At 61.6% G+C, this 12,858-nt stretch carries 16 protein-coding genes; 6 read left to right on the top strand and 10 right to left on the bottom strand.

Annotation, left to right across the window (positions count from 1 at the left end; genetic code table 11):
• Positions 1-123: 123 nt before the first annotated feature.
• The 3 genes from MOV61_RS06900 to MOV61_RS06890 all read left to right on the top strand — a co-directional run bounded on the left by MOV61_RS06900 (position 124) and on the right by MOV61_RS06890 (position 2,396).
• Positions 124-717, top strand: a complete 594-nt coding sequence (locus MOV61_RS06900; RefSeq protein ID WP_247136057.1) for a cytochrome b — start codon at positions 124-126, stop codon at positions 715-717.
• Positions 714-1,301, top strand: coding sequence for a YceI family protein (locus MOV61_RS06895; protein WP_247136056.1), 588 nt, complete (start codon positions 714-716; stop codon positions 1,299-1,301). The genes MOV61_RS06900 and MOV61_RS06895 overlap by 4 nt, the downstream gene beginning before the upstream one ends.
• A gap of 255 nt (positions 1,302-1,556) precedes the next feature.
• The gene (locus MOV61_RS06890) at positions 1,557-2,396 is read left to right on the top strand and encodes a 2OG-Fe(II) oxygenase (protein ID WP_038540502.1); all 840 of its coding nucleotides are present in this window, start codon (positions 1,557-1,559) and stop codon (positions 2,394-2,396) included.
• 24 nt (positions 2,397-2,420) lie between these two features.
• Here MOV61_RS06890 and dxs read toward each other — a convergent pair whose 3' ends face one another.
• The 4 genes from dxs to MOV61_RS06870 form a co-directional block, all read right to left on the bottom strand.
• A complete protein-coding gene (gene dxs, locus MOV61_RS06885) occupies positions 2,421-4,340 on the bottom strand; it encodes a 1-deoxy-D-xylulose-5-phosphate synthase (protein WP_247136055.1) in 1,920 nt (639 codons plus the stop codon).
• Positions 4,341-4,440: 100 nt separating this feature from the next.
• Positions 4,441-5,364, bottom strand: a complete 924-nt coding sequence (locus MOV61_RS06880) for a pirin family protein (protein ID WP_247136054.1) — start codon at positions 5,362-5,364, stop codon at positions 4,441-4,443.
• A gap of 10 nt (positions 5,365-5,374) precedes the next feature.
• Positions 5,375-5,758, bottom strand: coding sequence for a DUF86 domain-containing protein (locus MOV61_RS06875; RefSeq protein WP_247136053.1), 384 nt, complete (start codon positions 5,756-5,758; stop codon positions 5,375-5,377).
• On the bottom strand, positions 5,727-6,038 hold the full coding sequence (locus MOV61_RS06870) for a nucleotidyltransferase family protein (protein ID WP_046599439.1): 312 nt from the start codon (positions 6,036-6,038) through the stop codon (positions 5,727-5,729). The genes MOV61_RS06875 and MOV61_RS06870 overlap by 32 nt, the downstream gene beginning before the upstream one ends.
• Positions 6,039-6,121: 83 nt before the next feature.
• On the opposite strand from MOV61_RS06870, the gene MOV61_RS06865 reads away from it, so the two are divergent.
• Positions 6,122-6,412 carry a DUF6516 family protein gene (locus tag MOV61_RS06865; protein ID WP_247034440.1) on the top strand — a complete coding sequence of 97 codons (291 nt, stop codon included), beginning with the start codon at positions 6,122-6,124 and terminating at the stop codon, positions 6,410-6,412.
• A complete protein-coding gene (locus MOV61_RS06860; RefSeq protein ID WP_247034439.1) occupies positions 6,409-6,759 on the top strand; it encodes a hypothetical protein in 351 nt (116 codons plus the stop codon). The genes MOV61_RS06865 and MOV61_RS06860 overlap by 4 nt, the downstream gene beginning before the upstream one ends.
• A 3-nt stretch (positions 6,760-6,762) precedes the next feature.
• Here the strand turns inward: MOV61_RS06860 and MOV61_RS06855 are convergent, their stop codons facing one another.
• The 5 genes from MOV61_RS06855 to MOV61_RS06835 all read right to left on the bottom strand — a co-directional run bounded on the left by MOV61_RS06855 (position 6,763) and on the right by MOV61_RS06835 (position 11,711).
• Positions 6,763-7,122 (bottom strand): DUF1850 domain-containing protein, encoded by a 360-nt coding sequence (locus MOV61_RS06855; RefSeq protein ID WP_247034438.1) that lies wholly within the window; start codon positions 7,120-7,122, stop codon positions 6,763-6,765.
• 10 nt (positions 7,123-7,132) lie between these two features.
• The gene (locus MOV61_RS06850; protein ID WP_247136052.1) at positions 7,133-9,241 is read right to left on the bottom strand and encodes a TRAP transporter permease; all 2,109 of its coding nucleotides are present in this window, start codon (positions 9,239-9,241) and stop codon (positions 7,133-7,135) included.
• A 185-nt stretch (positions 9,242-9,426) separates the two neighbouring features.
• Positions 9,427-10,362, bottom strand: a complete 936-nt coding sequence (locus tag MOV61_RS06845) for a TAXI family TRAP transporter solute-binding subunit (RefSeq protein ID WP_038592907.1) — start codon at positions 10,360-10,362, stop codon at positions 9,427-9,429.
• A 158-nt stretch (positions 10,363-10,520) separates the two neighbouring features.
• A complete protein-coding gene (locus tag MOV61_RS06840; protein ID WP_038540522.1) occupies positions 10,521-10,775 on the bottom strand; it encodes an exodeoxyribonuclease VII small subunit in 255 nt (84 codons plus the stop codon).
• A 3-nt stretch (positions 10,776-10,778) separates the two neighbouring features.
• Entirely contained in the window at positions 10,779-11,711 is a 933-nt protein-coding gene (locus tag MOV61_RS06835) for a histone deacetylase family protein (protein WP_247136051.1), read from the bottom strand.
• A 147-nt stretch (positions 11,712-11,858) separates the two neighbouring features.
• Here MOV61_RS06835 and MOV61_RS06830 point away from each other — a divergent pair, with 147 nt between their 5' ends.
• Complete coding sequence (locus MOV61_RS06830; protein WP_247034434.1) at positions 11,859-12,257, top strand: thioesterase family protein; 399 nt, start codon at positions 11,859-11,861, stop codon at positions 12,255-12,257.
• Between the two features lie 14 nt (positions 12,258-12,271).
• Here MOV61_RS06830 and MOV61_RS06825 read toward each other — a convergent pair whose 3' ends face one another.
• Positions 12,272-12,835: a biotin transporter BioY gene (locus MOV61_RS06825; RefSeq protein ID WP_038540528.1), complete on the bottom strand. Its 564-nt coding sequence runs from the start codon at positions 12,833-12,835 to the stop codon at positions 12,272-12,274.
• Positions 12,836-12,858: the final 23 nt, after the last annotated feature.

The following is a 12,858-nucleotide window of genomic DNA, read 5'->3' as shown; positions in this document are numbered from 1 at the left end:
GTGGCGGCAAAGATCCGAATTCAGTAATATTGAATGAAAGTGATCGCGCTGGCGCTTGCCGGCCGGATCGGAAAGCACGATGTTTCCGATCGTAAGTTAGCCCAAGAGTTCCGGGAACATCCCATGCCGCGTCGCCCTGCCGATGGTTATGATCCCATCGCGATCGTTCTGCACTGGCTGATCGCGTTGTTGATCCTCGGCCTGTTGGTGCTCGGCTTCGTCATGACCCTCCAATCGATCGATCCAGCCCTGCAGTTCTCGCTTTTCCAGTGGCACAAGTCCTTCGGCATGCTGGCGCTGCTTCTGGCGGCCGTGAGGCTCGTCCATTCGCTGACGGTCGTGCGGGTGAAACCCGTCAAAGGTCTAAGCGCCCTGGAATATCGCTCGGCAGACGCGATGCACTATCTGCTGCTGACCTTGGCGGTGGCTGTGCCGGTGGCCGGCTGGATGATCGCCTCCGTATCGCCGCTCGAAATTCCGACCTTCGCGTTCAACCTCGTCGTCATTCCGCATCTTCCGGTGCCGAAGTCCGATGCCGCCGAGGCCTGGTGGACGACCGTCCATGCGGTTCTCGCCTATTCGATGCTGGCCCTCGTCCTCCTGCATTCGGGCGCTGCACTCTACCACCACTATGTCAGGCATGATGAGGTGCTCACCCGCATGCTCGGCAGCCGGCACCGCACCGCAAAAACATCCATCGAGGAGCCGGGACCATGACCCGCAAGACAACCGTCATCGCAGCCATGCTGCTCGCCATGTCGCTTCCCGGAGCCGGCTTCTCGGCCGTGAACGTTCCGAGCCTCACCGAGGCGGCGGGGCGTTATGCCATCACCTCCGGTTCCCGCATCGCGTTTGCCGTGGATCAGGTCGGCGGCGGCGGCATCAAGGGCAAGTTCGGTAAGTTTTCAGGCACGTTCAACCTCAAAGCCGGCGATCTCGCGCATTCCATGGTCAATTTCGATCTGAAGCCGGAAAGCGTCAGCACCGGCCAGGACCGCATCGATGCCTTCCTGCGTTCCGGCGCTGTGTTCGATTCCGGTCATTTCGAGACGATCTCGTTCCGCTCGGAACGCGTCGAGCAGACCGGCCCGGACAGCGCCCGCATCACCGGCACGCTGACCGCCAAGGGGCATAGCTCGTCCGAAGTCTTCGATGTGAAGCTGACCTCCTGGAGCGGACGGAAGATAGGTTTCAATGTCAGCGGCAAGATCTTCCGCTCCCGCTACGCCATGGACGTCGGCACGCCGATCTATTCCAATGTCGTGCAGTTCGACATGGTGATCGAAGGCGAGCGGAACTAGGAACCGTCCCTTCGATGGGATGCGTTACTTCATTCGACGTAGGAGGATACTGCTTCGGAGCATCCGTGCGGGGTGCGGTCGAGGCGTGGAAAGGCACTTCCAAATGAAGTATTTGATTTCAAAGCCGTAATTGAGGGGCGGGATCTGGTTTCGAATTTATCTAACGACTAACGCTTTCGAAGTATGAGCTTTTGTCATACTTGCGCCATCTAAAAATTATGACACTCTGGCCAAAGTATAATTTGGGGGAGTGTAATGGCGCAGTTAGTATATCCCATTGATGCGGATACTCTTCTGGCAGATGTTGATGCCGCTCGCTCGATGGCCAAGAACTATGCCGGGGCTTACCAATCGGCTTCGCCCTATCCGCATATCTGCATCGACAATTTCCTGCCCGAGCAGGTTCTGGAGAACGTCCTGACCGACCTCCGGAACCGTCCGGAAAAGGAGACGACCTTTGCGAGGGCGCAGGAGAACAAGAAGGTCTCCTATGTGCCGGAACGGCTTCCGACCTACACCAAGAACCTGTTCTATGCGCTGAATTCGCGCCCCTTCATTCTGTTTCTGGAGGAGATGACCGGGATTGAAGGATTGATCCCCGATCCGTTCTTTTTCGGCGCCGGCGTTCATGAGACCGCCAACGGCGGGCATCTCGATATCCATGCCGACTTCAACCTCCATTCCAAGATGAAGGTCGAGCGCCGGCTCAACACGCTGATCTATCTCAACAAGGACTGGCGGGAAGAGTGGGGCGGCTCGTTCGAGATCTGGGATAAGGAGATGAAGGGCAAGGTGCACAGCTTCACGCCCCTGTTCAATCGCATGGTCACCTTCTCGACCACATCGGATTCCTTCCACGGCAACCCCTCGGTCGTGAACCATCCGGAAGACAAATCGAGAGATTCGATCGCGCTCTATTATTACACGGCAACGTGGGACGATTCCCGCAAGTCGCATTCGACGCTCTTCAAGCCGCGGCCGAATTCCACCGACAAGAAGGATTACGCCGAAATACGCCGCGACGTGCTTCGGGACTTCACGCCGCCGATGCTCTATCGCAAGATCATCGGGCCGCTGAGCCGCCTCGGTTTCTAATCCGGGAGGACCTGACGACCGGGCTCAGCCGGCAAAGCCGACGCCGATCTGGGGCTGGCCGAGCGTCCTGAACACGGTCGAGACGATGCCGGCGCGGTCGAGGCCGGCCTTGGCATACATCGCGTCCGGGCTTGCCTGCTGCATCCAGATGTCCGGCAGCACCAGCGAGCGGATTTTCAGGCCGTTGTCGAGCAGGCCCTCGGTCGCGAGGAACTGCAGCACATGGCTGCCGAAGCCGCCGACCGCCCCTTCCTCGATGGTGATCAGCACTTCGTGATGGCGGGCGAGCTGGCGGATCAGGTCATGGTCCAGCGGCTTGGCGAAGCGCGCATCCGCAACCGTGGTCGAAAGACCGGCGGCGTCAAGATCCTCGGCTGCAAGCACACATTCCTTCAGGCGCGTGCCGAAGGAAAGCAGCGCTACCTTGGCACCTTGCTTGACCACCCGGCCCTTGCCGATTTCAAGGATCTGGCCGCGTTCCGGCAGCTCGACCCCGACGCCTTCGCCGCGCGGATAACGGAAGGAGATCGGGCCTTCGTCATAGGCAGCGGCTGTACGCACCATGTGCTTCAGCTCCGCCTCGTCGGCGGCCGCCATCACCACCATGCCCGGCAAGGTGGCGAGGAAGGTCGTATCGAACGAGCCCGCGTGGGTCGGCCCGTCGGCGCCGACGAAGCCCGCGCGGTCGATCGGGAAACGCACCGGCAATCCCTGGATCGCCACGTCATGGACGACCTGGTCGTAACCGCGCTGCAGGAAGGTCGAATAGAGCGCGCAGAAAGGCTTGTAGCCCTCTGCCGCAAGGCCTGCTGCAAAGGTCACCGCATGCTGTTCGGCAATGCCGACATCGAAGGTCCGGGCCGGGAAGATATCCGCCAGCTTGTCAATGCCGGTGCCGTTCGGCATGGCCGCGGTGACGCCGACGATCTTCTCGTCGAGCGCTGCTTCCTGGACCAGCGCCTCGCCGAAGACGCTCGTATAGCTCGGTGCGTTCGGCTTCGATTTCGCCTGCGCGCCGGTGATGACGTCGAACTTGTTGACGCCGTGATATTTGTCGGCGGCGGCTTCCGCCGGCGCATAACCCTTGCCCTTCTGCGTCACCACATGGATCAGCACCGGGCCGCGGGCATTGTCGCGCACATTGCGCAGGACCGGCAGGAGGTGGTCGAAGGAATGACCGTCGATCGGGCCGATATGGTAGAAGCCCATTTCCTCGAACATCGTGCCGCCGGTGACGTAACCGCGGGCATGTTCGACGGCGCGAGTGATCGCCCGGTCGACATTCTTGCCGAGATAGGCGGTCAGCTTCTTGCCGAGATCGCGAAAGCCCATATAGGTGCGGCCGGAGGCGAGGCGAGCCAGATAAGCGCTCATCGCGCCGGTCGGCGGGGCGATCGACATGTCGTTGTCGTTCAAGATGACGATCAGCCGGGCATCGAGCGCGCCGGCGTTGTTGAGCGCCTCATAGGCCATGCCGGCCGACATCGCGCCGTCGCCGATGACAGCGATCACATTGCGCTTCGAGCCGGAAAGATCGGCTGCGACCGCCATGCCGAGGCCGGCCGAGATCGACGTGGAGGAATGTGCCGCGCCGAACGGATCATATTCGCTCTCGGCTCGGCGGGTGAAGCCGGAAAGCCCGTCCTCCTGGCGCAGCGTGCGAATGCGGTCGCGCCGGCCGGTGAGGATCTTGTGCGGATAACACTGGTGCCCGACATCGAAGATCAGCCTGTCATCCGGCGTGTTGAATACCTTGTGGATGGCGATCGTCAGTTCCACGACGCCGAGGCCGGCACCCAGATGGCCGCCGGTGCGCGACACCGCATCGATCATCTCGTCGCGCAATTCGCGGGCAAGCTGCGTCAGGTCGCGGTCTTCGATGACGCGAAGATCGGAGGGAAGCTTGACCTTGTCGAGCAATGGCGTGGCGGGGATTGATGTCACGGACGATGGCCTTTTCTGCTCTTTCCGGAAGCGTGTTCTTCCCCAAGATGAGAAGAAAGCAGGCTTTTTCAAGTTGCATGACCTGCGGTTCTAACCGATTTCAGGCGGTGGGCAAGGGGACAAACTCCTCCTCGTCCCCGGGCACGATATCGAAACGGCCGGTGCGCCATTCCTCTTTCGCCTTTTCGATACGCTCCTTGGAGGAGGAAACGAAGTTCCACCAGATATAGCGCTTGGAATTCAGCGCCGCCCCGCCGAACAGCATCAGGTGGCAGCCCGAAGCGCCGGCTTCGAGCGTGATATTGTCGCCCGGCCGGAAGACGAGAAGCTGGTCGGCTGCAAACCGGTCACCGGAAACGACGAGTTCGCCGGAGAGGATGTAGATTGCCCGCTCCTCATGCGCCGCCGCAAACGGGAAGCGCTTGCCAGCCTCGAGGCGGAGATCGACATAGAGCGTGTCGGTGAAGGTCGAGACGGGCGAGCCGAGGCCCTCGAAAGCGCCGATCACCACCCGGCCGCTCGCGCCGTCCGCATCGATGACCGGCATCTTTTCCTTATCCGTGTGCGAGAACGTCGGATCGATCTCCTCCTTGTTATCAGGCAGTGCCAGCCAGGTCTGCAGCCCGGAGACCGACATCGGATGGCCGCGCAGGTTTTCAGGCGTGCGTTCCGAATGCACGATGCCGCGGCCGGCGGTCATCAGGTTGATGTCACCCGGCCGGATGGTGAGTTCGGTGCCGAGGCTGTCGCGGTGCTTGATCTCGCCGTCGAACAGGTAGGTGACGGTGGAAAGCCCGATATGCGGATGCGGCTTGACGTCCAGCGCCTCGTCGGCCCGCAGCAGCGCCGGTCCCATCCGGTCAAAGAAGATGAACGGCCCCACCAGCCTTCTCTGCCGGCTCGGCAACGCGCGCCGCACGGAAAACCCGCCGATATCGCTGGTGCGTGGAATGATCAGGTTCTCGATCGCATCACAGGCAAAGGCGTCGCCGGCGACCGGGTCGTTTCCGGGGAAAAAGGACATGGGGGGCTTCCTAAAGCGTTTCCTGGTCTTCGGGATATCGGGCGAGAAAGGCTTCCAGATCGGCGAGCAACGGTGGCAGACGATGCGTGATCGCCGCCCAAATCACCGTATCGAGTACGTCGGGATAGTCATGCCGCAGGATATTGCCGAGGTTTCGTATGCCGCGCCAATCATGCTGCGGAAACAGCTCTTCAGCCAGCGGGCCAAGTTTAACGGCTGCCTCCGAAAGTCGCGCGAGGCATCGCTCAGACGCATCCTTTGTCAGCCGGTTCTTGGAATAAATGGTGAAATCCATGCCAAGGGTGTATTCAAGAACGGCTTGCCCGTTTTCGATAATATCACGCATGCGGATAAGAGGGCGCTTAGTAGGCAATGGCGCGATCCCGTTCCACATTCCGCCGGAGCCGTTCCTTCTGCAGCGGTTCGGCAATGATATCCACACTGCTGGCACCCGTAATGCTTGAGATCAGTACGCGTAGATCTTCAAGGGCGCTAAAGTAGCCGAAACCCGACTGGATCACGGGTTCAGCAAATTTGACGAGAACGTCAAGATCGGATTCGACCGTCGCTTCGCCTCTGGCTACAGAGCCAAAGATCGACACATGCTCCGCACCTGCGGCGCGCAACTCGTCTTCGTGCTCTCTCAGCTTGGCGATGACCAGATCTTTGTCCATGCGGACAATATAGTGGAGCCCCGGGTTTTGGTCGAGAGCGGCGGAGGTTGACTATCTATGGCGTCTGATGCCATATTAAATCCATGAAAGCCGAACTCGTCATCCGCGAACGTGTTGTCTTCGGCGACGGAGCGATTTTGGAGATCAAGGTGTGGCGCGTGCCAGATCATGTGCCGCCATCGCAGCACTTGTTGAAATACTCGCTGTTTTACGGTCGACCCGGCAAGCGGTTGGTCGGTTACGACAATGAGCGCGGCAAGGGTGATCATCGCCACTACGGCGATCGGGAAGAGAGCTATCGGTTCGTCTCGATTGAGCAGCTGCTGGCCGATTTCAGGCAGGACGTCGAAACGTCGAGAGGAGAGAAGATATGAGCAAGGACATCGAACTCCATATCGGCGGTTCCTTCGATGAGGTCGCGAAGCGGGTCTCGGATGCTTGGCATCGCGCAGAAAAGGGTGAGGCGGTCTCGGAAGAGCATCTGACCTTCGTCGCCTGGGATGCCTTTTCCAGCACCATGACCGGCAAGCGCCTGGAACTTCTGCGTTATCTGCACAAGAACCCGCAGGCGAGCGTGGCGGCTTTGGCACGAGCGCTCGATCGGGATTACCGGCGGGTTCATGAGGATGTCGAGATCCTAGGGCGGGCTGGCTTGGTGGAGCAGGACGAAACCGGCCTGCATGCCGGGTACGACGAAATCCGAACCGTCATTTCGCTTTAGGTTCTAGGGACACCCGCTCAAGCTCACTGCATCCCCGACCGTCGCCCCAAGCTCGACGCAGCCGCCGTCATGACACAGCCTCCACCCACCCGGCGTCATGCCGGACGCCGCTAGCGAAATGCGTTCCTGCGGCGGCAGCGTCGGGTGCCAAACCCACCAGCCGTCCTTCAGCACCGCGTTCGCTCCGGGCTCCATGCCGGCGCCGGACCCCTTGACCTCCGCCTGGCGAAGCTCCAGCCCGGCCGGTGCCACGGCCCAGGTTTCGCGCCATTCGGTCTTCTGCACGGAATGGGTCCAGGAGAGCGTGAACATCGAGATGGCAAGCACCGTCAGTTTGCCGCCGGCCAGGATGCAGAGGCTCATCGCCCCTTGCTCATGTCAGCGCCGGTGCGGCCGGCGCGCTGCGGTTCCGCCACCAGTGTTGCGCGACGATGATGACGCCGAGTACCCAGCCGAGTTCGTCGGTCCAGGGAAATGCCACCACCAGACTTGCACCGGCGATGAAGGCGAGCAGGCGCTCCCAAGCTGCCATGCGGGCAAACAGGAAGCCGACCACTGCCGTGCCCCACAGCGCAATGCCGAAGCATGCCTTGAGGAAGACATAGGCGACCTCGACCGGATAACCCCATGCCGCGGCAATCGCACCCGGATCCTGCAGCATCAGCGCCGGCGTATAGACGGCCATGAAGGGCACGACGAAACCGGCGGTCGCGAGCTTGGTCGCCTCCACGCCGATCTTCAGCCCCGAGGTCTTCGCCATCGGTGCCGCCGCGAAGGCGGCGAGCGCCACCGGCGGCGTCAGGTCCGCCATGATGCCGAAGTAGAAGACGAACATGTGGCTGACGATCAGCGGCACGCCGAGTTCGAGCAGCGCAGGTCCGGCAAGCGACGAGGTGATGATGTAGTTCGGGATTGTCGGAATGCCCATGCCGAGGATCAGGCAGGTGATCATCGTCAGGACCAGCGACAGGAACAGGTTGTGCTCGCCGACCCGGATGATCGCGCCGACAAAGGTCGAGGCAATGCCGGTCAGCGTCAGCGTGCCGATGACGATGCCGACGATGGCGCAGGCGATGCCGACCGGCAGCGCGTTCTTGGCGCCCTCCGCCATGGCGTCGCGGCAGATCGCCAGCGTCTCGCGCCCGCCCTTGACGAAGATGCAGCCGACGATCAGGGCGAGGATGACGATCGCCAGGAAGTTGACCCCATAGCGCAGGAAGGAGGCGGCGGCGATGCCGAGCACGAGCCAGAAGACGAGGCGGAAGGCAAGCGGGCCGATGCTTGCGGCAAGCGGCATGCCGAGGATCAGCACGATGACCAGCGCCAGCCCCATCGTTCCGGCGAAGATCGGCGTATAACCGGCAAACAGCAGGTAGACGAGGGCGGCCAGCGGCAGGATCAGCGGCCAGTGTTCCCGGACGGCGGCCCAGGGGTTCGGCAGGTCGGCCTTGCTCATGCCCTTGAGGCCCGCTTTGCCGGCTTCCAGGAACACCATCCAGAAGCAGACGCCGAAATAAAGCACGGCCGGGATGATCGCGGCCTTGACGATCTCGGCATAGGAGACGTTGAGCGTCTCTGCCATGATGAAGGCGACGGCACCCATGACCGGCGGCATGATCTGCCCGCCCATCGACGAGGTCGCCTCGACGCCGCCAGCAAAGGCCGAGCGGAAACCGAAGCGCTTCATCAGCGGAATGGTGAACTGTCCGGAGGCGACGACATTGGCGACACCCGAGCCGGAAATCGTGCCCATCAGTGCCGAGGACATCACGCAGACCTGCGCCGGTCCGCCGCGCCAGGTGCCGACGAGGCCGAGTGCGAAATCGTTGAACAGCGCCAGCATGCCGGCGCGTTCCAGAAACGCGGCAAAGACCACGAAGATGAAGATATACGCCGCCGAAACGTAGATCGGCGTTCCGTAAATGCCTTCGGTGCCATAGGCAAAGTTCTCGATGATCTGTTCGAAATCATAGCCGCGATGGATGAACGGCCCGGGGGCGTATTGGCCGAAAAAGCAGTACGCGAGGAATATGGCGGCGATGATCGTCAACGGCAGGCCCATCAGCCGTCGTGCCGCTTCGAAGACGAGCACGATCAGCACGGTTCCGACGATAAGGTCCGGCGTCGTCAGGAACCCGCTCCTGACGATCAGGTCGTGGTAGAAGACCCAATTGTAGATGCCGGTCAGGAAGCCGACAATGCCGAGCGCCCAGAACCAGATCTTGCCGGCTTTCGTCTTGGCGACGAGATTGCCGATCAGCACGAAACCGAGCAGCAGCAGGAAGCCAACATGCATGGCCCGGACGATCTGGCTCGCAAGCGTGCCATAGGCGGCGGTCCAGAGCTGGAAAAGGGTAAAGGCAAAGGCGATCCAGAAGGCGATCCGCCCGGTCAAACCCTCGCCGAAGCCGGCCGGCAGGCCCTCGATCGGCTCTTCGGCGCTCTGCGAATTCATCGAGTTTTGCATTGGGGTTTCGGACATTGGTTCTCCGAGGTTTCCGTTGCCCCTCACCTTAATCCTCTCGCCGTTTGGGGGAAAAGGATAGGTGGCCCAAACGACGTTAGAGGGGGACAGATACAGTTGCGGCGTAGATCCTTCTCCCCGTGAAGACGGGGAGAAGGTGGCGGCAGCCGGATGAGGGGCAGATTGCCCTCATCCTCGCTCGTTCACTTCAACAACCCGACTTCCTTGTAATACCGTTCGGCGCCCGGATGCAGCGGTACGGGCATGCCTTCTAGCGCCTTCTTCACGTCGATCGCCTTGGCGGCGGCATGCGCTGCGGAAAGCTTCGGCAGGTTGGAGAACAAGAGCTTGGTCATCTGGTAGACGGTTTCGTCGGAAACGCCCGAATGGGTGATCAGGAAGTTGCCGACGGCGGCGGTCTCGACATCGGCGGTCTGCCCCTCATAGGTGCCGGCCGGGATTTTCACCGAGACATAGGGTGCGCCGATCTTGGCGACCTCGGCGGCCGGGATCGCCACGACATTGATCTTCAGCGAGGTCGCAAGGTCGCGGATCGAGGCGACGCCGAGACCTGCCGACTGCAGCGTCGCATCGAGTTGGCGGTTCTTGATCAGCTCGACGGATTCCGCGAACGGCAGATATTCGGTCTTGCCGAGATCCTTGTAGGACATGCCGGCCGCCGTGAAGATGGCGCGGGCATTGAGTTCCGTGCCGGAGGCCGGCGCCCCAACCGACAGGCTCTTTCCCTTGAGATCGGCAAGCGTCTTCACGCCGGATTCGGCGCTGGCGACCACCTGGATATAGTTCGGATAGATGGCGGCGATGCCGCGCAGCTTGTCGAGCTTGGCGGGAAAGCCCGCTTCCTTGTTGCCCTTCCAGGCTTCCTGGACAGAATCGCCGAGCGAGAAGGCAATCTCGCCGCGTCCTGCCTGCAGCAGGTTGAGGTTTTCGACGGATGCCTTGGTGGCCTGCACCTGGGTGCGCGCGTCCTTGATGCCCTGTCCGTAGATTTCGGCAAGCGCCACGCCGAGCGGATAATACACGCCGGACGTGCCACCGGTCAGTACGTTGATGAATTCCGCAGCCTTCGCGCCGGCGGCGGAAAATGCCGTCGAAACGGCAAGTGTCGCCACGAACATGAGATTGATTTTACTGGACTTCATGCCGAAGTTCATAATGGCCTCCTCCCAAAGCAACCACGCAGATGGGGCCATCATGGGGAGGCGTTTCCGGTGCGTCAATCGGTTTATGACGCATTCCATGCGAAGGTTGTAAGACTTTGGTTTAGCCGTCCGGCTTATTCGCCGTCGAGCGGCTCGACGCCCTGTGGCTTGCCGGCGCGGTCGAGCCGGATCTTCTCGATGCGGTTTTCGGCGGCCGTCAGCAGTTTTTCGCAATGTTTCTTCAGCGCTTCGCCGCGCTCGTAGATGGCGATCGATTCGTCGAGCGCCACGTCGCCGCGTTCCAGCCGCGCCACGATGCTTTCGAGTTCGGCAACGGCCTTCTCGAAGGAATAGCCGCTCACATCGAGGCTCTCGGTGTTTTCGGTCATCGTCTATCCCTTCATCAGTCTGCAGATATGCATGCCCGCCGATTCGGCGAGCCCTTCCAGATCATATCCGCCCTCGAGCAGGCTGACGATACGGTTGCCGGCATATTTGCCGGCGATCTCCATCAGCCGGCCGGTCGCCCAGTCGAAATCGTCGCCGACGAGATTGATCTGCGCCAGCGGATCGCGGTGATGCGCGTCGAAGCCGGCCGAGATGATGATGAAATCCGGTCGAAAATTGTCGAGCGCCGGCAGCACGCGGCTCTTGAAGGCCTCGCGGAAATATTCGCTGCCGGTATCGGGCGAAAGCGGCGCGTTGACCACGTTGTTCCTGGTGCCGGTCTCGTCCTTGGCGCCGGTGCCGGGATAAAGCGGCATCTGGTGCGTCGAGCAGAACAGCACCGACGGATCGTCCCAGAAGATGTCCTGCGTGCCGTTGCCGTGATGCACGTCCCAATCGACGATCGCGACGCGCTCCATGCCGTATTTCCGTTGCGCGTGACGCGCGGCGATCGCGGCGTTGTTGAACAGGCAAAAACCCATCGCCTTGTCTTTTTCGGCGTGGTGGCCGGGGGGCCTTGCCGCCACGAAGGCGTTGTCGACCTTGCCGTTTGCCACGTCGTCGACGGCGGCCATCGCGCCGCCGATGCCGGTCAGCGCGGCTTGAAAGCTCTTCGGCCCCACATAGGTGTCGGCCTCGATCTGGCGGATCGTGTCCTCCTCGGGAATTTCGCGCATCACCGCGCGCAGGTGTTCCTCCGGATGGGCGAGCAGAACCGCGTCCTCGTTCGCCTGCGGTGCGTCTTTGCGGTCGAGCCTGGCGAAATTCGGATGCTCCAGCGCGATCGCCAGCGAACGCAGCCGGTCCGCCCGTTCGGGATGTCCCTCCGGCGTGCGATGTTCGAGGAAGATCTTGTGTTCGTAAAGGCGCGTGGTCATGCGGCGGCCTCGTCAGGGGTCAGTCCGGTCTGGACCTTTCCGACATGGCGCAGAAAGCTGACTTTTTCAAGCCGCAACCCCTTGCTCTTGCGCTTGTTTAGCTTGAAAGAATAGTCTTACATAGAGGGGTGCAACCCAGAGGGTAATGTGGTCAAAGAGCCAGTCAAGTCTCAGGAATTCCGCGTTCCTTTCCGCGATGTCGATATGCATGGCGAGATGTTCCGCTCGGCTTATGTCGTGCGGGCGGAAGAGGCCGTCACGGAATTCTGGCGTCGCCGCAGGTCGCAAAAGGGCGATCCGTTCTTCAGGATCGGCAAGATCACCTGCACGTTTCACTCGGCCTTGAAGCTGGGTGACGTCGTCCACACGCATATCGGCGTCAGCAAGATCGGCGGAAAGTCGGCGGGGTTCCTGGTGCATATGCTGCGGGGCAACGAGGCGGTCGCGGAAGCCGAAATCGTCTGGATGACTTGCGACCCTGAAAGCAGGGAACCGGTGCCGCTCCCCGAAGACTTGCGCGACTGGCTTTATCAGTTCCTGGATTGACGGGACGCGGCCGATCAGGCCCGTTGCGGCAGCAGCGGATAACCGACCATCACGGCGCGGCCGGCGAGTGCGGCGATCATCGCCTTCAGCACGTCGCCCGGAACGAAGGACAGGTCGCCGATGAAGGCGGTCGAAAGCCCGGTGCCCGTGACATAGGCGAGGTAGATGACCCCGAGCGCGTGGTCGACCACCACGCCGCCGAGCAGGGCTGCGAGGAAAAAGCCGGTGATCTGTACGATGCCGCTCTGCGAACGCTCGACGAAGCGCTCGGAACAATAACCGGTGATGACGGCTGCGAAGAACCAGCCGACGAGATAACCGGCGGTCGGCGACACAAAGGTGGCAAGGCCGCCGCGTCCGCCCGATAGAACCGGCAGGCCGATCGCGACCAGCAGCAGGACCAGAAACACCGCAAAACCGCCGCGCCTGGCGCCGAGGATGACGCCCGCAAGCATGACGCCGAGCGACTGGGCGGTGATCGGTACCGGGATGAAGCCGAGCATGATCGGCGGCACGAGACCGAGCGCCACGATAATGGCGGCGAAAAGGGCGGCCAGAACGAGATCACGGGTGGTCATGCTATGCGAATCCCCAGTTTTAT

It is taken from the genome of Neorhizobium sp. BETTINA12A (assembly GCF_023006485.1).
Lineage (GTDB): Bacteria > Pseudomonadota > Alphaproteobacteria > Rhizobiales > Rhizobiaceae > Neorhizobium.
Note: the sequence above shows the minus strand (reverse complement) of the source record. Positions and strands in the feature narration are given on the sequence as shown.

Bases quoted from the DNA above. Each gene is read 5' to 3' on its own strand.
- MOV61_RS06890 (WP_038540502.1), top strand. From the start codon at position 1,557: ATGGCGCAGTTAGTATATCCCATTGATGCGGATACTCTTCTGGCAGAT.
- MOV61_RS06875 (WP_247136053.1), bottom strand. From the start codon at position 5,758: ATGTGGAACGGGATCGCGCCATTGCCTACTAAGCGCCCTCTTATCCGC.
- MOV61_RS06895 (WP_247136056.1), top strand. From the start codon at position 714: ATGACCCGCAAGACAACCGTCATCGCAGCCATGCTGCTCGCCATGTCG.
- MOV61_RS06840 (WP_038540522.1), bottom strand. From the start codon at position 10,775: ATGACCGAAAACACCGAGAGCCTCGATGTGAGCGGCTATTCCTTCGAG.
- MOV61_RS06880 (WP_247136054.1), bottom strand. From the start codon at position 5,364: ATGTCCTTTTTCCCCGGAAACGACCCGGTCGCCGGCGACGCCTTTGCC.
- MOV61_RS06900 (WP_247136057.1), top strand. From the start codon at position 124: ATGCCGCGTCGCCCTGCCGATGGTTATGATCCCATCGCGATCGTTCTG.
- MOV61_RS06865 (WP_247034440.1), top strand. From the start codon at position 6,122: ATGAAAGCCGAACTCGTCATCCGCGAACGTGTTGTCTTCGGCGACGGA.
- MOV61_RS06860 (WP_247034439.1), top strand. From the start codon at position 6,409: ATGAGCAAGGACATCGAACTCCATATCGGCGGTTCCTTCGATGAGGTC.
- MOV61_RS06850 (WP_247136052.1), bottom strand. From the start codon at position 9,241: ATGTCCGAAACCCCAATGCAAAACTCGATGAATTCGCAGAGCGCCGAA.
- MOV61_RS06870 (WP_046599439.1), bottom strand. From the start codon at position 6,038: ATGGACAAAGATCTGGTCATCGCCAAGCTGAGAGAGCACGAAGACGAG.
- MOV61_RS06845 (WP_038592907.1), bottom strand. From the start codon at position 10,362: ATGTTCGTGGCGACACTTGCCGTTTCGACGGCATTTTCCGCCGCCGGC.
- MOV61_RS06825 (WP_038540528.1), bottom strand. From the start codon at position 12,835: ATGACCACCCGTGATCTCGTTCTGGCCGCCCTTTTCGCCGCCATTATC.
- MOV61_RS06835 (WP_247136051.1), bottom strand. From the start codon at position 11,711: ATGACCACGCGCCTTTACGAACACAAGATCTTCCTCGAACATCGCACG.
- MOV61_RS06855 (WP_247034438.1), bottom strand. From the start codon at position 7,122: ATGAGCCTCTGCATCCTGGCCGGCGGCAAACTGACGGTGCTTGCCATC.